Annotated in this window: 12 protein-coding genes; 6 read left to right on the top strand and 6 right to left on the bottom strand. The window is 43.0% G+C overall.

The features are described 5' to 3' along the window. The first annotated feature begins 7 nt into the window (after positions 1–7). Positions 8–952, top strand: a complete 945-nt coding sequence (locus V5739_RS13290) for an NAD(P)H-dependent flavin oxidoreductase (RefSeq protein WP_423820484.1) — start codon at positions 8–10, stop codon at positions 950–952. Here the strand turns inward: V5739_RS13290 and V5739_RS13285 are convergent. From V5739_RS13285 to guaA, 4 genes are read right to left on the bottom strand one after another with little or no spacing between them, the layout of a single operon-like run. Then, a complete protein-coding gene (locus tag V5739_RS13285; protein WP_423818549.1) occupies positions 949–1,497 on the bottom strand; it encodes a DUF922 domain-containing protein in 549 nt (182 codons plus the stop codon). The two genes, V5739_RS13290 and V5739_RS13285, sit on opposite strands and share 4 nt — an antisense overlap. Continuing rightward, positions 1,475–1,891: an OsmC family protein gene (locus V5739_RS13280; RefSeq protein WP_266070327.1), complete on the bottom strand. Its 417-nt coding sequence runs from the start codon at positions 1,889–1,891 to the stop codon at positions 1,475–1,477. The genes V5739_RS13285 and V5739_RS13280 overlap by 23 nt, the downstream gene beginning before the upstream one ends. After that, positions 1,891–3,822, bottom strand: coding sequence for a LysM peptidoglycan-binding domain-containing protein (locus tag V5739_RS13275; protein ID WP_423818548.1), 1,932 nt, complete (start codon positions 3,820–3,822; stop codon positions 1,891–1,893). The genes V5739_RS13280 and V5739_RS13275 overlap by 1 nt, the downstream gene beginning before the upstream one ends. Before the next feature lie 10 nt (positions 3,823–3,832). Next, positions 3,833–5,362 (bottom strand): glutamine-hydrolyzing GMP synthase, encoded by a 1,530-nt coding sequence (gene guaA, locus V5739_RS13270; protein WP_423818547.1) that lies wholly within the window; start codon positions 5,360–5,362, stop codon positions 3,833–3,835. 87 nt (positions 5,363–5,449) lie between these two features. Here guaA and V5739_RS13265 point away from each other — a divergent pair, with 87 nt between their 5' ends. Both V5739_RS13265 and V5739_RS13260 read left to right on the top strand, forming a co-directional pair. Then, positions 5,450–6,175, top strand: a complete 726-nt coding sequence (locus V5739_RS13265; protein WP_423818546.1) for an SIMPL domain-containing protein — start codon at positions 5,450–5,452, stop codon at positions 6,173–6,175. Between the two features lie 197 nt (positions 6,176–6,372). Continuing rightward, positions 6,373–7,086 (top strand): DUF2071 domain-containing protein, encoded by a 714-nt coding sequence (locus V5739_RS13260; protein WP_423818545.1) that lies wholly within the window; start codon positions 6,373–6,375, stop codon positions 7,084–7,086. Between the two features lie 1,256 nt (positions 7,087–8,342). Here V5739_RS13260 and V5739_RS13255 read toward each other — a convergent pair. Together V5739_RS13255 and bshC are read right to left on the bottom strand one after the other, a co-directional pair. Beyond that, positions 8,343–9,707 carry a pyridoxal phosphate-dependent decarboxylase family protein gene (locus V5739_RS13255; RefSeq protein WP_423820482.1) on the bottom strand — a complete coding sequence of 455 codons (1,365 nt, stop codon included), beginning with the start codon at positions 9,705–9,707 and terminating at the stop codon, positions 8,343–8,345. Positions 9,708–9,712: 5 nt separating this feature from the next. Beyond that, positions 9,713–11,332: a bacillithiol biosynthesis cysteine-adding enzyme BshC gene (gene bshC, locus V5739_RS13250; protein ID WP_423818544.1), complete on the bottom strand. Its 1,620-nt coding sequence runs from the start codon at positions 11,330–11,332 to the stop codon at positions 9,713–9,715. Positions 11,333–11,449: 117 nt separating this feature from the next. On the opposite strand from bshC, the gene V5739_RS13245 reads away from it, so the two are divergent. From V5739_RS13245 to V5739_RS13235, 3 genes are read left to right on the top strand one after another with little or no spacing between them, the layout of a single operon-like run. Continuing rightward, entirely contained in the window at positions 11,450–13,936 is a 2,487-nt protein-coding gene (locus V5739_RS13245; RefSeq protein WP_423818543.1) for a M14 family metallopeptidase, read from the top strand. Between the two features lie 7 nt (positions 13,937–13,943). Continuing rightward, positions 13,944–14,897: a calcium/sodium antiporter gene (locus V5739_RS13240; protein ID WP_423818542.1), complete on the top strand. Its 954-nt coding sequence runs from the start codon at positions 13,944–13,946 to the stop codon at positions 14,895–14,897. 16 nt (positions 14,898–14,913) lie between these two features. Continuing rightward, on the top strand, positions 14,914–17,748 hold the full coding sequence (locus tag V5739_RS13235) for a M16 family metallopeptidase (RefSeq protein ID WP_423818541.1): 2,835 nt from the start codon (positions 14,914–14,916) through the stop codon (positions 17,746–17,748). Positions 17,749–18,364: the final 616 nt, after the last annotated feature.

The following is an 18,364-nucleotide window of genomic DNA, read 5'->3' as shown; positions in this document are numbered from 1 at the left end:
GCCAATTATGACCAACAACAGGATCACCCAACTCTTTGACATAAAATATCCCATAATACAGGCCGGAATGATTTGGGCCAGCGGATGGAAACTTGCCAGCGCCGTGAGCAATGAAGGAGGACTGGGAATTATTGGTGCAGGCTCTATGTATCCTGAAGTTCTTAGGGAGCACATCCAAAAATATCAAAAAGCGACCTCCTTTCCTTTTGCCGTTAATGTTCCCATGCTCTACCCCAACCTGGAACAGATCATGGAGATCATCATTGAAGAAGGAGTAAAAATCGTCTTTACCTCTGCCGGAAACCCGAAGACCTGGACGCCCTATTTACAGGAAAAAGGAATCAAAGTAGTTCATGTGGTAAGCAGCGTGAAATTTGCCCTTAAAGCTGAAGCCGCCGGTGTAGATGCAGTGGTAGCTGAAGGTTTTGAAGCCGGAGGCCACAATGGCAGGGATGAGACTACCACTTTTACCTTAATTCCCATGGTTAGGGAACAAATCAAAATTCCGCTTATAGCCGCAGGAGGTATTGCCACCGGCCGCGGAATGCTGGCTGCGATGGTTTTGGGAGCCGATGCCGTGCAGGTGGGCAGCAGGTTTGTTGCCTGCAATGAAGCTTCGTCTCATCCAAACTTCAAGGAAATGGTGGTACAGGCCAAAGAAGGAGATACTGTGCTTACTCTAAAAGAACTCGCTCCTGTAAGGCTATTGAAAAACCGCTTTTTTGAGCAGGTAACCGAGCTTTATGCTACAAGCCCTACAAAAGATCAACTCATTGAACTGCTGGGACGTGCAAGAGCCAAAAAAGGCATGTTTGAAGGAGATCTAGAGGAAGGGAAACTGGAAATAGGGCAGATTTCGGGATTGATTCACGACATCAAACCTGCAGCCGAAATTATTCAGGATATGCTCAAAGAATTTGAAGCAGCCAAAGCCGAAGTCGCGAGCTTTTAAGAAGAGAATTCTTCCAGCTTTTTCAATTCTTCATTAACCAATATTTGCCACTTGACCTGGGCTTCTTTATTCATACTGTGTCCTGTCTCTCTGTCAAATTTTTGCTGCATGAGTGCCCGCTCCTTTTCAACATTTTTATAGATCTCCTGCAAAGAAGATTTTACCTCCCTGCTTTTTTTGAAATCAAATTCCACCATCGCTTTCCGAAGCTTTCTTGCGTGCAATTCTGTGATATCAAAGTGCAGCTGCTCATGAGCCAGCAGGTGGACAGAATTACTGTCTTTTACCCACGATCTCTGCGGATTGAAAAAAGATTCTACTTCAAATTGATATTCTTTACCTAAAACAGAAGTTTTAAGCGACCAGGAGTATGAGATGCCCGAACTGGTATTTGCAGAAAAAGGGCTGTTAGGATCTGGTGCGGCCTGAAAATTCTCCCAGGTGAGAGCATTTTCCTCCCATCCTATCTTTTCTTCCGGCACCTGGGCCTGCGCTCCTAAAGAGGCTAACAGAATTAAAAGGCTACTTAGAAATGGTATTTTCATAGTGGAAACTAATGTCCAGAACGATATCGGGATGCAGGCTATACAGCACCGGACATGTCTTTGCTGCGCGCTCCAGGATCTTCCTGTTTTTCTCATCATAGGAAGCCGGAAAGCTAAGTTCAACTTTTATGCCTGAAATCCTTCTTGGATCTGCAGCCATAGTTTTTGTGATACCGGCAGTGGTCCCTTCCACATTAATACCCAGATCTCTGGCCTTAATACCAATAATGGTCATCATACAGCTTCCCAGGGCTGTGGCAACCGTATCGGTGGGAGAAAAAGCCTCTCCCCTTCCCTCATTGTCTACGGGCGCATCTGTAATAAAAGTATTACTGCTTTGTAAATGTTCACACTGGGTTCTTAGATCGCCCAGATAAGTCACTTTTGAAGTCATTATCTAACTACTTTTAAATTGAGATCCCTTCCGTAGGATAAGATATAAACCGAGTTATTGATATAACCGCCATCGGGACGTATTCCATAACTGAATTTATTTTCTACATACTGGGTAGTGCTGTCTGTCTTTAACGACTCATAGAGATTTTCTGCCGAAGCCAGCCTTAACAGAACATCATAAGTCACATCAAAACCTCTTACTGCAGCAGCATTTGGCACCACACCATACTTTTCGACATATTTCTCAATAAAAGCCCGGTTCTTTTCAGGATCAAAATTACGATCAACAGAAGGGTAATGGAAATTGAGTTTTCCTAAATGACTATTGGAAATATTATCACTTTCAAAAGACTTATTCCTGTCGGTTGTCAACAGCGTGATCTTGTATGCATCGGCAATAGAATTGAGGTATGAGGTAGCATTGCTCAATACTCCAATCTTGCTCGACTCCAGGATGATCCAGTTAGGACGGGTTTTATCGAGGGCTCCTGCAACCTGCGCCTGATTGATGGAACCACCTTCTGAGGGCGTTACCAACCTGGCAGCGGGAAAAGCAGCAGAAAGCCGTCTCCTGTTCTCGGCTGCGCTCCCGTCGGCAATGATCACAAGGTTCTTACCCGCAGAATTTTCTGAAATAAATGAGATCATCGCTTCACGAAGCATCTCATCTGTAGGACGGGTTTGCAGGTAATTATCGAGAGCGGTAATTTGATTTTTTGAAAGAGGGGAAACCACAGGAATATTCCTACGTTCCAGGCCTCTTGCGGCAGTTTCTACGGTAGACTGTAAAAGTGGCCCAATCACAGCATCAACGTTATCAAAATTTTGGGTGTTGAGCAGCAAATTAACCTTTCCGGGATTTTGCTCGGTATCTAATACAGTAAGATCTGTAGAGATTCCCAAAGTCTTAACCGAATCTACTGCCATTAAAACTCCGGTGTAGAAATCGAGAGACAATTGCATCACCTGGTCTTTCTTAATTCTTTCGGCATAATTATCAGATGTGTCGGTTACTACAAGTTTATTCTTGTTGAAGGGCAACATCACCACCAGGTTCTTTGTTTTATAATTATTGATCTTACGCTCCAGGTTTACGTATTCTTCAGCCTCATATTCACCTACACCTTCAGCAAGCTTAATATTTGGAATTTTAAGCACCATGCCCGATTTTAATCCGTCGGCAAGTGCCGGGTTTAGAGACACCAATGAATCACGACTAATTCCGAAGCGACGGGTAAGACTAAAAATGGTCTCCTGCGGCTGTACCTGGTAGTACTTGAAAAGTTTACCGTCTACATCAACTACCTTCTCCACATTTCCATTCCTCACCGTGATCACCATCCCCGGCTGCAGGTTCTGCATGTTGGGGTTAAGCCTTTGTAAATCGGCAATGGTAATGTTGTATTTTCTGGAAATCCCGTAAAGGGTTTCCTGCGGAAGCACCACGTGCTCCTTCACGCTTAGATCAAAAATATTTGAAGGCGAGGGCGAAGGGTCGGGATTCTGCGCTACCGCGGCAGGTATACTTTTAGGAATCCTGATCTTTTCTCCCCTGCGAAGTTCTTCGGAATAAAGATGTTTATTGAATCTTTTAATGTCTTCAATACTCACATTATACTCCTGTGAAAGACTAAAAAGTGTCTCTTTCCGCTTCACGCGATGAGTCACAAATTTTTGATCTTCCTGTGCTGAAGTCTGTATATCTTCATTCCTGCCGCTATTAAGTGGTACTACCAGTTTCCCATCGGGTTGTATCCCGCGACGGGCATCGGGGTTGTACCTAAAGAGCGTTTCTTCAGAAATATTGTATTGCCTTGCAATTTCCGCTGTTGTTTCCCCTCTCTTTACAATGTGGTATTTATACTCTTGTGCAAAAGCCTGAACAGCGAACATTTGCAAAAAGAGAAAAAGAACTGCAATTTTTTTCATAGATCATTGTTTATTCCCACTCAATAGTGGCAGGCGGTTTAGAACTTATGTCGTACACTACCCTATTAACGCCTTTAACTCTGTTAATTATTGTATTGGAGGTCTTTTGTAAAAAATCATAAGGCAAATTGACCCAGTCGGCCGTCATCCCATCGGTAGATTCAACTGCACGCAGGGCAACTACTTTTTCATAGGTTCTTTCATCTCCCATTACTCCTACCGAGTTCACCGGCAAAAGAATTGCTCCTGCCTGCCAAACCTTGTCATATAACTCCCATTCTTTTAATCCATTCACAAAAATGGCATCCACCTCCTGTAAAATACGAACTTTTTCGGGAGTGATGTCGCCAAGAATCCTAATCGCCAGGCCGGGGCCGGGAAAAGGATGTCTTCCCAATAGTTCCTTATCTATCTCCAGCTCTGCTCCTACTCTTCTCACCTCATCCTTGAACAACATTCTCAACGGCTCCACAACCTTAAGCTTCATATAAGCAGGTAAACCGCCCACATTGTGGTGAGACTTGATGGTCACCGAAGGCCCGTTCACCGAGACAGATTCAATAACATCGGGATAAATGGTTCCCTGTGCCAGGTACTTCACATCTTTTATGCGGTGAGCCTCATCGTCAAATACATCAATAAAGGTCTTGCCTATCGCCTTCCGCTTCCCTTCAGGGTCTGAGATTCCTGCCAGAGCATCCAAAAAACGTGCCGAAGCATCAACCCCTTTTACGTTAAGGCCCATGTGCTTGTACTGGTCAAGCACGCTTTCAAATTCATTTTTTCTAAGCAAACCATTATTGACAAAGATGCAGTACAGGTTTTTTCCTATTGCTTTGTGAAGAAGCACTGCGGCAACTGTAGAGTCTACGCCACCACTTAGCCCCAGCACTACTTTATCATCTCCTATTTGTTTCTTAAGGTCGGCTACCGTCATGTCTACAAAAGCTTCCGGAGTCCATTCCTGTTCAACTTTTGCGATGTTTACAAGGAAGTTTTCCAGCAGTTGCTTTCCATCTGTTGAGTGATAAACTTCGGGGTGGAACTGGATGGCGTAAGTTTCTTCCCCATCAATGCGGTAGGCAGCATTTAATACATCGGGTGTACTTGCCAGCCTAACGCCATTTTCAGGCAATTCCTTAATGGTATCACTGTGGCTCATCCATACCTGTGAGTTTTCAGTAATATCGGCAAACAAGGCTTCATCATCTTTGATCACCGAAAGATTTGCACGGCCGTATTCTCTTATTTCTGAAGCTTCTACCTTTCCGCCGTTAAAATGAGCGAGATATTGCGCTCCATAACAAACGGCCAGAACAGGAAGCTGCTTCCTAATCTTCGAGAGATCGGGGTGTGGCGCATCTTCTGCTCTAACAGAAAAAGGACTTCCCGAAAGTATTACAGCTTTAAAACCGGAAAGATCAGCTGGAATTTTGTTGTAAGGGTGAATCTCGCAGTAAATATTGAGTTCTCGAACCCGGCGGGCAATCAATTGTGTGTATTGAGAGCCAAAATCTAAGATAAGGACGTTGTTGTGCATGCGCAAAAATAGGAATTTGAGGTAAAATTAACCCCTGTGCCGACTTATTTTATATCTTTAAACTTAAAATCGTTCAGTTTACCCCCTATGAAATACATTGCTCCCATCTTCGTATCGGTTGCCATAGTACTGGCCGCCTACATTGCCGGTAATTTTTATCTCAAAAGAGCCACTCCCCCCGGAGTCATCGCAGTAACCGGATCGGGAAGTGAAGATTTCACTTCAGACCTTATTGTGTGGGAAGGGACATTTTCTCAAACCAGCATGGAGCTACAGGCTGCTTTTGAAAGGCTCAATTCAGACAAAGAAACAGTAAGACAATACCTCATTTCAAAAGGCATAGACGAGAAGAATATCGTCTTCAATTCGGTAAAGACTACCGAACTTAGAGAGGCACAATACCAGAATGGCAATTATGTAGGAGAAATCTTTAAGGGCTACCAACTCCAGCAAACCGTAAAAATTGAGTCTACAGATGTGCCTATGGTCGAAAAAGTATCACGGGAGATCACCGAACTTCTCCAAAAAGGGGTGCAGTTCAACTCCACTCCGCCGCGATACTACTACACGAAATTGAGCGACCTCAAGATCCAGATGATCTCGGCCGCCACAGAAGATGCCCGCATTAGAGCCGAAAAAATTGCCCAAAACAGCGGTAGCGAACTGGGATCTTTACGCAGTGCCGATCTTGGCGTTTTCCAGATCATTGGCCAGAACAGTGGCGAAAGCTTCACCTGGGGCGGCGCCTATAACACTGCCGATAAGAAGAAAACAGCCTCAGTGACCATGAGGCTGGAATTTGAAATAGACTAAGAATATATCATCTTTAACTGGTAAAAATACCTTCTGAAAATGACATTTTTGGAAGGTATTTTTGTTTAATCTTCAGCTCTTTTCTGAAAGTTTTATGCTGAAGGATTTTCCTTTCCAGGAATTCTAAATTTTTCCCAAACTGACTAATTTCCTCTCATCCTTTCGATATTTTTGGGTAAAACCCATTAATACAAACCATGAAACTGCATATTTCTTCTGAATTTCGGAAGGTTGCCTTTATAAATTACGCTATTCCTGCTGAAGTAGTGGAGAAATACCTGCCAAAGCACACAAAATCCAACCTCTACAACGGATTATGCATGATAAGCCTTGTGGGTTTCCAGGTAAAAAAGCTAAAAGTAGCCGACATAAAATTGCCATTTTTGAAGGATTTTGAAGAGATTGATCTTCAGATCTACGTCAGGCGTTTTGATGGTGCAAAATGGCAAAAAGGAGTGGTGGTCATCCATCGCATTTTAGAACAACCGGGCTCTGCAATATTGGCCAATACTTTATTTAAAACCAACTATATAGCCCTTCCCACAAGTAGTGCTGTAGAGGAAACACAGGACGATATCAAAGCGAATTATTCCTGGCAATACAAAGGTATACAGCAAAACTTTTGGGTAAAAAGTAACCGCCTCGCTGCACCATATGATAAGGACAGCAAAGTGGCATTTTTTCTAGATCGCTCGTTTGGATACATCAAAGCTGGGGAAAAGACCTACCAGTACACGTTTAATCACGTGGACTGGCATCTTTACACTGTAGAAGAATATGCCGTTGACGTCGATTTCTCCCGACAGTTCGATCCTGCGTTTAATATCCTCAATGCCCAAACCCCGCATTCTGTGATCTTTACAGAAGGTTCAACGGTTGAGATTGGGGAGAATGTGGAGGTTACTTCTTGAGATGTGAGATAAAATTTCTCGCAGAGCGCGCAAAGAACTTTCGCAGAGGCCGCTAAATCACCCAAAATATTCAAATTCCAGAATTGTCAAATTTCATTTTCCCGCAGATCACGCAGATTTCCGCAGAGAATAAAAGTAATCCGAGTATCCGTGGCTTTGAATTAATCATTCCCAAATCTTCAAATCCACACATCTTCAAATTCTCAAATCAATTTTTCCCGCAGATTTCGCAGATCAAAAAGACACTAGTGTATCCGTGGCAATTAAGCTACAGGATCTAATTTCACACTAAGAGCACAAAGGTTCAAATAAGCTCACAAAGAGATTACGTAAAGAACTCTAAAAATAGAAAATCTGTGTATCTGTGGCTTTTAAATCCACGATCCCAAAAATCTTCAAATTCTCAAATCAACAAATTTTCAAATCAATTTTTCCCGCAGATTTCCGCAGAAAAAAATCTGTGTATCCGTGGCAGTTAAGCTACAGGATCTAATTTCACACGAAGAGCACAAAGGTTCAAATAAGCTCACAAAGAGATTCCGTAAAGAACTCTAAAAATAGAATATCTGTGTATCTGTGGCTTTTAAATCACGATCCCAAAATCTTCAAATTCTCAAATCAACAAATTTTCAAATCAATTTTTCCCGCAGATTTCCGCAGAAAAAAAAATCTGTGTATCCGTGGCAATTAAGCTTCAGGATCTAATTTCACACTAAGTGCACAAAGTTTAAATAAGCTCACAAAGAGATTGCGTATAGAACTCTAAAAATAGAATATCTGTGTATCTGTGGCTTTTAAATTCACGATCCCAAAATCTTCAAATCAATTTTTCCCGCAGATTTCACAGATTCCCGCAGATTAAGCTACAGGATCTAATTTCACACGAAGAGCACAAAGAGATTCCGTAATAATTCTAATAATAGAACATCTGTGTATCTGTGGCTTTTAAATCACGATCCCAAAAATCTTCAAATCAATTTTTCCCGCAGATTTCACAATTCAATTTCCCCCGAAGATTTCTGCAGATTCCCGCAGATTAAACTACAGGATGCAATTTCACACTAAGAACACGAAGGTTCAAATAAGCTCACAAAGAGATTGCGTAAAGAACTCTATCCATAGAACATCTGTGTATCCGTGGTGTTTAAAACACGGTTCCCAACCTCTCGACTCCGCTCGAGGTGACCTGGTTTCCACTTGAATCTGCTCCCGAATCCTGAACTTTAAATCTTGAATTTTGAATCTCGAATTTAGAATTATTTCATCGTTTCCAGAATAGCATCAATATCAGCTTCGGTGGTTTCGGGATTGATGAAACAGAAACGTGAAATAGTTTCTCCCTTCCACTTCGTGGGTGTCACTAAAGCCATACCTGATTTGTGATTTCTATAGGTCCAGTCGCGGTACTCATCGGGAGTCCAGCCTTTTCTTCGGAATAAAACTACTGATAAACTTGCCGGCCTTACCAGTTCGAGATTATCATCCTGCTCAATCTTTTCCGCAGCAATCCTTGCCAGCTCAATTCCTTTTTCAATGGCAGTGGTATACTTATCGGTTCCGTGCATTGCCAGGGAAAACCACAAAGGCATACCGCGGACCCTTCGGGTAAGCTGGATCTGATAATCGGAAGGGTTAAAGCCATCTGCACCTCCATCTTTAAAGATCTCGAGGTAAGCCCCTTTTTGTGAATGGGCTTCGGCGGCCAGGCTCATATCCTTATAAAGAATAGCCCCACAGTCATAGGGTGAAAAAAGCCATTTATGAGGATCGATCGTAATACTGTCGGCCCTTTCAATTCCGTTGAAAAGGTGGCGTACAGAAGGTGCAGCAAGAGCCCCACCGCCATAAGCTGCATCCACATGGAACCAGATCCCTTCTTTTTCACAAACATCGGCAATAGAATCCAGCTCATCTATGATTCCGGCATTGGTAGTTCCGCCGGTAGCTGCCACTGCAAAAAGCCTTTTTCGGTCCTTCTCTTCAAGCTCATCAATAGCCGATTGTAACGCATGGCCTCTCAGGTTTTCATCGGGACAATCTATCATCACCACATCGGCATCCATCACTTTAGCCATTGCCTGGATTGAGGAGTGGGCGCCATTGGAAGTGAGCAGCAAAGCCCGCACTCCAATATTGTACGAATCTTTCTTTCTCCAGGCTTCGCGGGCAGTAACAAGCCCCGAAAGGTTTGCAGCAGTACCACCACTGGTAAACACTCCAAAAGAGTCTTTGGGAAGCCCGGTAAGGGAAACCAGCCACTTCATAGCCTGATTCTCGCAAAAGATCCCACCGGCACCTTCCATCCAGTAAGCGCCGTGAATGCTGGAAGCCGATGTCACCAGGTCAAACATAATGGCCGCACGGGTAGGCGCAGCCGGCACAAAGGCTAAATGGCGAGGGTGATCTATAGGCACAGTAGCCTTTACCAAAATATCCCGGAACATCTTAAAAGCAACTTCCCCTCCAATACCTTTTGGCGTAACGGTTTCTCCAATCTTTTCAAACAGCTCCTCTTCTCTTTGGGGAGAACCCAGCTCGGGCGTAACATTTGAGATACGGTCAACAGTATATTTCATTACATCGAGCGTCATTTCAACAAGGTCGATGTCTATCTTATGCATTTTCGTCATAGCGAAATAATATCAAATTTTAATTCAAGTGGTTTTAGGCTGTCCAGCAGGGCAGGAATGAGAGCATCTCCATACTCCAGGTAAAATTCTGAAAAGTTATGATGCCTTTCCTGAAGCCCTTTGCCGGGAAATAATTCATTTTGCAGGCTTGCAATTCTTGAAACCTCATCTTCAAGCTTTCTTTTCTGGGCTTTCAGCAGCCGTTTCTCCAGGTGATCAAGGCCTTTAAGCTGCTTCACCTCCTGTGCTTTTACAGCATTCAGGAAAGATTTGTCGGTCTGTTCAGCCAAGGTGTACATTTCCTGAAATTGCTTCACCAAATGCTCTTTTTGAGAGGAAAAGTCAATGTCTATATTAGAAATCCTTCTTACTTTCCGGTTGATCAATTCGTGAGATTTCAGGAAAAGTTCGGGTAAAGAGATGTTCAGTTTTTGCCTTTTTTTATCCTGCTTTTCTGTTTGAAGCAAAGCCGAATTACGAATCAAAAGTATTGGAAAGGTAACCTCTGCCTGCTCAAAAAGCTGTTTTAGCTGAAACCAGTACGCCAGTTCACCGCCGCCGCCAATGTAACACAGGTTGGGCAGGATTAACTCTTCATACAAAGGCCGAAGTAACACATTGGGGCTGAATTTCTCCGGATGTTCTTCAATAAACTGCTCCAATTCTTCGCGGGTCCAGGAAATCTCGTGGTCATGGACAAAGAATTTTCCGTTCTTCTCAATGATGCGCTCCCGCATACCTTCCTGCATGTAAAACAGGTTGATCTCCCGCGGATTCACCTGTACTTTATATCCTTCTTTCTCTAAAGCTTCAGTCTGTTGCTGCACACTATTAAAAGAAAGCTGCTCAAAAAGCTCATTTTTGACAAGCGGGATATAAAATCTCTTGAGCTCTGGCTCATGCGCGTCAAGGATGACGAGCCCATGCTCTTTAAAAAGTTCATTTGTCAGGTAACGCGTGGCATCGGCAAGATTATCGTGCTCCAAATATGCTTTTTTAAACCATTCTTTGAGCTGCTGTGCATTTTTGCTACTCCCAATTTCAGCTGAAAATAGTTCAAAGACATCTTCAAGACCATCGGTAGGCATTTCTCCCACAGGTCCGCCGGTCTTCTTTGATTTTGGCGGATTCCATTGAAATTTCTTTCCGTGGAGGTGAAAAAAACTGATCTCCTCAAAGTCATGATCTTCGGTCGCCATCCAGTACACCGGTACAAAATTGTACTCGGGATACTCTTTTTTGAGATCGGCCGCAAGATTTATTGCCGAGACGATCTTGTAAAGAAAATAAAGCGGACCGGTAAAAAGGTTGAGCTGATGCCCTGTGGTCACGGTAAAAGTGGTGTCTTTTTCAAGAAGATCAATGTTTGAAAGACTTGCTTCAGAAGCATTTATATTTTGATATTGCCGCATCAGGGTTTTGACAAGAACGGCACGTTTTTCGCTTCCGCCGTGGCTGCTGAAGTTCTCTTTTTTTGAAAGGATCTGCTTTCCAAAGTTATTGAGGTCAGGGAAAAGCCCGTAAAACTGCTTAACATTCTCTTTTTGATCCAGATAATCGGTTACTAATGAAGTAAAGTAGTTCGTTTCCCGATACGAAAGAGAATTTTTCTGCATTGAAATGAATTTTCGCAAATATACAATTAAGAGCGTTGGCGGTAAAATCAATAAAAAGATATTGAGAACGATAAAGTTTTATATTTATCTCTAATTTGAAAAATGAGATTTTCCCCTATGAACAAAAATACGGCTTTATTCACAGCACTTTTACTGAGTTTTCAGTTAGCTTTTGCGCAACAATCTCCCGAAGAATTTCTAGGTTATCCACTGGGCACCAGTTTCACGCCTCACCACAAAGTGGTTGAATATTTTGAACACGTGGCAGAAAATTCGCCACTTGTGCAGTTCCAAAAATATGGAGAAACCTATGAAGGCAGGCCTCTTACCTATGCCATTATTTCTACGGAAGAAAACCTGCAAAACCTGGAGCAGATACGCCAAAGCCACCTGCAGAATGCCGGTTTAACTGAAGGCACTTCTTCTTCAGCTGCCAAAAAAGGCATTATATGGCTTAGTTATAATGTTCATGGAAATGAAGCTTCTAGTACAGAAGCGGCCATGAAGACCATATATGAACTGGTAACTAAAAGGCAGGACTGGTTACAGGATTTGGTGGTGATCATGGATCCTGTTGTGAATCCCGATGGCCGGGACCGTTATGTGAACTGGTATAAGCAGGTAAAGGCCACGCCATCTAATACTTCGCCCATGGCTGTAGAGCACAATGAGCCCTGGCCGGGAGGACGCCCCAATCACTATCTTTTTGACCTTAACCGTGACTGGGCCTGGGCTACTCAAACAGAGACAAGGCAACGCCTGGAAATTTACAACAAATGGATGCCTCACATTCACGTAGATTTTCATGAACAGTACAAAAATGCCCCCTATTATTTCGCACCTGCCGCCGAACCGCTACACGATGTGATCACAACTTTTCAGAAGGAATTTCAGAAAGAAATAGGATTGAATCACGCCCGCTATTTTGATAAAGAAGGCTGGCTCTATTTTACAAAAGAAAGCTTTGATCTCCTCTATCCCAGTTATGGGGACACCTACCCTACTTATATGGGAGCTATAGGAATGACCTATGAACAGGCAGGGCATGCCGGGCTTGCTGTTGAGACCGATCACGGGTATATACTTACGCTTGTAGACCGGGTACAGCATCACCACACCACCGGACTCTCTACAGTAGAAATTGCCGCGAAAAATGTTGACCGACTTAATGCTGAATTTTCAAAGTTTTACAACAACAGCGGAAAAAGTGTAGTGAATTATGTCTTAACCGGGCACCAGGACAAGCTGGACCTGCTAAAGGAATTACTTGACCGGCATGAGATTGAATATGCGCTGGCACAACCCGGAAAAGTAAAAGGATTTAATGCTCTTGAACAAAAGAAGAGAACTATTGATGTTGATCAGAATTCACTGGTAGTAAGTACAGCCCAACCAAAAGGCAAGATGGTACGTGTGCTTATGGAACCTTCTACCAACCTGGCCGATTCCCTTACTTACGATATCACTGCATGGAGCCTGCCCTATGCTTATGGCCTGGATGTTTTGAGCACTCAATCTTCAGTTTCAAGTCTTAATGCTAAGAATGCCACCGCCATAAACAACACACCTGCACCAGCAGCGGCGGCTTACATCTCTGGCTGGAACAGCATGAAAGACGCAAGATTTCTCACAGCGCTTCTTGAAGCGGGAATCATGGTGAGATTTACCGAGACAGCTTTGGAGAATTCCGGAAAAAAATTCGCTCCTGGTAGTCTTATTATCACTAAAAGCGACAACCGAAACAAACAGGATTTTGATGTACTTCTTGCCAGAATTGCCAACGAACACGGAAGAAAACTCACTGCGGCCAACACCGGATTTTCAACCTCGGGACCCGATTTTGGATCATCACAGGTAAAGATCATAAACACCCCCAGTATTGGCATTTTAAGAGGGAAAGGAACTTCTTCCCTTAACTATGGAGAGCTCTGGTATTTCTTTGAACGGGAACTCAATTATCCTGTCACCTCTATTGATACGGGATATTTTGGGAACGTTGACCTTACAAAGCTCGATGTCATCATACTTCCCATAGGCAGTTACAGTGATCTTTTTGATGAAAAAGGATTAGCAAAACTTACAGATTGGGTGAAGAACGGCGGAAAAGTGATTGCCATTGGTAACGCTTTAAAAACCTTCGCCGGAAATGAGGATTTTGCCCTGAAGCAGAATGAGAAAAAAGAAACCGACAGTATTTCAAAACCAAACCTGGTGCCTTATGCTCAAAGGGAAAGAAATGAGATTAAGGATCTTATAACCGGAAGCATCATAAAAACCCAGATGGACGAAACCCATCCCATGGCTTTTGGATATGAAGGCACCTACCTCAGCTTAAAACTAAGTAGTGATAGTTACAATCTTTTAAGTGACGGCTACAACGTAGGTTATCTGGGAGAATCCCCCGAGATCGTTGCCGGATTTGTTGGAAGTGAGGCAAAAGAGAAGATCAGGAATTCGCTGACCTTTGGAGTAGAACCTATGGGCGAGGGAAGTTTTATATACCTGGTTGACAATCCGTTGTTCCGGGCCTTCTGGCAAAATGGAAAACTTCTTTTCGTGAACTCCATCTTCCTGGTTGACAATAGTGAAATAACTAAAAAATAAAATATTTATGCTAATAGATATTCTTCTTTTACTGGTAGGCTTTGTAGCCCTTATCTACGGAGCGAACTTTTTGGTTGATTCCGCTTCTAGCCTTGCAGCACGTTGGGGAGTACCAAGTATCGTGATTGGGCTTACCATTGTTGCTTTTGGAACTTCGGCCCCAGAGCTCGTGGTAAACGTGTTTGCAGCGACCACAGGGAGTACAGACATGGTGCTGGGCAACGTGCTGGGAAGTAACATTTTTAACGTGCTTGGAATCCTGGGGATCTCTGCCCTAATTTATCCGCTTACGGTAAAAAGCCATACGACCTGGATCGAAATTCCGCTGAGTTTGCTGGCGGCAATTTGTGTATTTGTTGTAGCCTCAGACGTTGTTCTTGACGGCGCAACCACAAATCTTATCTCCCGAAGTGAAGGAATTGTACTCCTGCTGTTCTTTCTCATCTTTCTCGTTTACAACCTTATGGTTGCAAAAAGTGGTGGCGCCGATGAGGAGATGGAAACCAAAGATTATTCGGTAGGAAAAGCCGTTTTATTCATCGCTCTCGGCCTCGCCGGGCTCATCATTGGGGGGCGCCTTATTGTTACCAGTGCGGTAAGTATTGCTGAAGTTATTGGCCTTTCAGAAAGAGTAATTGGTTTAACCGTGGTTTCTATTGGAACTTCCCTGCCCGAACTTGCAACTTCTGTAATTGCAGTGAGAAAAAAGAATGTAGACATTGCCATTGGAAACGTGGTAGGTTCCAACATTTTTAACATCTTCCTCATCCTGGGAATATCAGGAACTATTGTTCCTCTTGGAATAAACCCCAATTCCTTTTTTGATATTATGGTGAACATGGTTACCGGATTACTGCTCTTTATTTTTGTATTTACAGGAAAAGGCCGCAGCATTGAGCGCTGGGAAGGCGCTGTGTTTGTAATCGGGTATATTGCCTATGTCACCTATCTCGTAATTTAATTCTGAACAAGTTCAAATGAAGTCATCACTTAAGTCTTTTTTATTCGCGTTCCTGCTGGTTGTGCTAACAGGAAATGCACGGGCTCAGCAAACTGCTAAAGCTCCCGGTTTTGAAGTAGAGTTCGAAACCTTTAACCTTGATAACGGGTTGAAAGTTATTTTTCATGTAGACCGGTCAGATCCTGTAGTGGCGGTTGCGCTTACCAGTCACGTAGGTTCGGCACGAGAAAAGCAGGGACGTACCGGTTTTGCGCACCTTTTTGAGCACCTTCTTTTCCTGGAATCGGAGAACCTTGGAAAGGGCGGACTCGATAAGCTAAGTGCCCGCATTGGCGGCAGCGGCGCAAACGGTTCTACAAGCCGCGACCGTACCAATTATTTTCAGACAGTGCCAAATGATGCGCTCGAAAAGATGATTTGGGCAGAAGCCGACAAGCTGGGTTATTTTATTAATACGGTTACCGAACCTGTACTTGCCAAAGAAAAGCAGGTAGTGAAAAACGAAAAAAGACAGCGGGTAGATAACCAGCCATACGGTAACACCATGTATGTTATTGACAAAAATCTCTATCCCAAAAACCATCCTTACAACTGGCAGGTAATTGGTTCTTTGGAAGACCTTCAAAATGCCTCGCTTGAAGATGTGAAAGAATTCTTCAATCAATGGTACGTGCCCAACAATGTGGTACTCACTATTGCCGGTGACTTTGATACAGCACAGGCAAAACAATGGGTAGAGAAATATTTTGGAGAGATCAAAAGAGGTCCTGAAATTAAGGATCTTGAGAAGAGACCCGCAAATTTGCAGCAGACAAAAAAGCTGTACTATGAAGATAATTTTGCGCAACTACCCGAATTGACCATGGCCTGGCCATCGGTCCCTTCTTACCACAAAGATTCTTATGCTCTTGAAGTTTTGGCCAATTATCTTTCTGAAGGAAAAAATGCTCCTTTTTATAAGGAACTGGTTGCAAACAAGAAGTTGACCCCCAATGTACAGATGTTCAATTACACCTCTGAACTTGCCGGTCAATTCATGCTGCAGGTCAGAGCTTATGACGGGACAGACCTTGACAAAGTACAGTCGGCTGTAGAAGAGACCTTCAGGAAATTTGAGAAAGAAGGAATTTCAGAAAAAGATCTAAAACGCATAAAAGCGGGGCAGGAAACGGCATTTTACAATAGCCTTTCGAGCGTATTGGGAAAAGGTTTTCAGCTGGCCCAATATGAGATCTTTGCCAATGATCCTAATATGATCAATCAAGAGATCAACTACATTCTCGCAGTGACCCCGCAGGATGTGATGAGGGTTTATAAGAAGTACATTCAGAATAAACCCTTTGTAGCTACCAGTTTTGTTCCGGAAGAACAAAAGGAATTGGCGCTGGAAAATTCTGTTGCGGCCGAAGTTGAAGAAGAAGAGATCGTGATGGGAGCCGAGCAGGAGTTCAACCTGGAAGAAGAAGTTACTTACAACAGGACCCCGTCCAGTTTCGACCGAACTGTAGAACCTCCTTACGGGCCGTCACCACAAGTAAAAGTTCCTGAAATCTGGGACCAAAAACTGGAAAGCGGACTCCAGGTCTATGGCATCAACAATTCTGAAGTGCCACTGGTGCAGTTTATGCTTGAGATCAAAGGAGGTATGTTGTTAGAAGACCCGTCTAAAATTGGTGTTTCCAATCTCCTGGCTAATATGCTTACAAAAGGTACAAAGAACCGCAGCCCGCAGGAGCTGGAAGAAGCCATTGAATTATTGGGTGCCAACATTCGGGTTAATGCTACCGATGAAAAAATGATCATTAGTGGTAGCACCCTTGCTAAAAATTTTGAAGCAACAATGAAGCTTGTAGAGGAAATCCTTTTGCAGCCACGGTGGGATGAAGAAGAATTTGCCCTGGCAAAACAACAGGTGATCAACCGGATTCAGCAGCAAAAAGCCTCTCCAGATTATATTGCTTCCAACGAATTTAGAAAGCTCATTTACGGTGAAAACCACATTTTGTCCCACAACAACCTGGGAACCGAAAGTACGGTAGAAGCTATCAGCCTTCAGGATCTAAAAGATTATTATGCCAGGAACCTCTCCCCTCACCTGGCTTCTTTCCTCGTGGTTGGAGATATTGAGAATGAAGCAGTAGTTGCCGAAGTAAAAGATATTACTGAAAACTGGAGTGTCAAAAATGTCATTTTTGAAGACCTTCCGGCGGTACTTCCTCCCGCTGAATCTAAGGTATATTTCTATGATGTTCCGGGGGCCAAGCAATCGGTATTACACATAGGCTATCCGGCTTTGGCAGAGACCGATGAAGATTTCTTTCCGGCTACGGTGATGAATTACCGGCTTGGTGGCGGAAGTTTTGCTTCCCAGCTCACCCAGGAACTTAGGGAAGGCAAGGGTTACACTTATGGTATACGCTCCGGGTTCAACGGTAGTACTTTTACCGGTCCTTTTCTTATTTCGAGCGGCGTACGTTCAAATATCACTTTTGAAGCCGTTGACCTTGTGAAGCAAATACTTCGGAATTATCCTGAAAACTTCAATGAACAGGACCTGGAGGTAACCAAAGGCTTTATGATAAAGAGCAACGCCCGAAAGTTTGAAACTATGGGATCAAAACTTCAAATGCTTCAGGAAATAAGCAACTATGATAAACCTATGGACTACGCTCTGCAACAGGAAGAGATCGTGAGAAATATCACTGTTCCGGAAATTAAGGCTCTGGCCCAAAAATATATCAATTCCGATAAGATGTATTACCTCATTGTAGGTGATGCGGCTACCCAGCTCGATCGCCTGGACGATCTGGGCTTTGGAGAACCGGTACTTTTAAATCCTTCTGAAAAATAGCATTTTTGAAACCTCTTGAAAATAGCATTTTTGAAACCTCTTGAAAATGTCATTTTTGGAACCTCTTGAAAATGTCATTTTTGGAACCTCTTGAAAATGTCATTTTTGGAACCTCTTGAAAATGTCATTTTTGAAACCTCTTGAAAATGTCATTTTTGAAACCTCTTGAAAATGTCATTTTTGAAACCTCTTGAAAATGTCATTTTTGAAACCTCTTGAAAATGTCATTTTTGAAACCTCTTGAAAATGTCATTTTTGAAACCTCTTGAAAAAAATGCCCAGGAAATTTCCCGGGCATTTTTTTGCATTTTCTTCAAATTTGGTACGATTCACCTTCTTATTCACAGATGTTATTGAAATTTGGTCGGGGTTGATTCGGCTTCTACCTATATTTCGTCCCTACGGGACTTTCGGTTATTGCGGTTCTCTGCTTCTACCGATATCATGTCCCTACGTCACACTGAAGAAATTCTTTTTGTTTGGTACTTATTTTAAAAACTTAAAACCACCTTTCTATACTTTTAAAGGGCTATATTATTAATGTATTCGTGGCCTTAGCTCCTATCTAATTATTTAAAGGGGCAATACTGAATTAGGTATTAAAAGGCTGCTTGAA

Source organism: Salinimicrobium sp. TIG7-5_MAKvit (genome assembly GCF_049569215.1).
In the GTDB taxonomy this organism is placed as follows: domain Bacteria; phylum Bacteroidota; class Bacteroidia; order Flavobacteriales; family Flavobacteriaceae; genus Salinimicrobium; species Salinimicrobium profundisediminis.
Note: the sequence above shows the minus strand (reverse complement) of the source record. Positions and strands in the feature narration are given on the sequence as shown.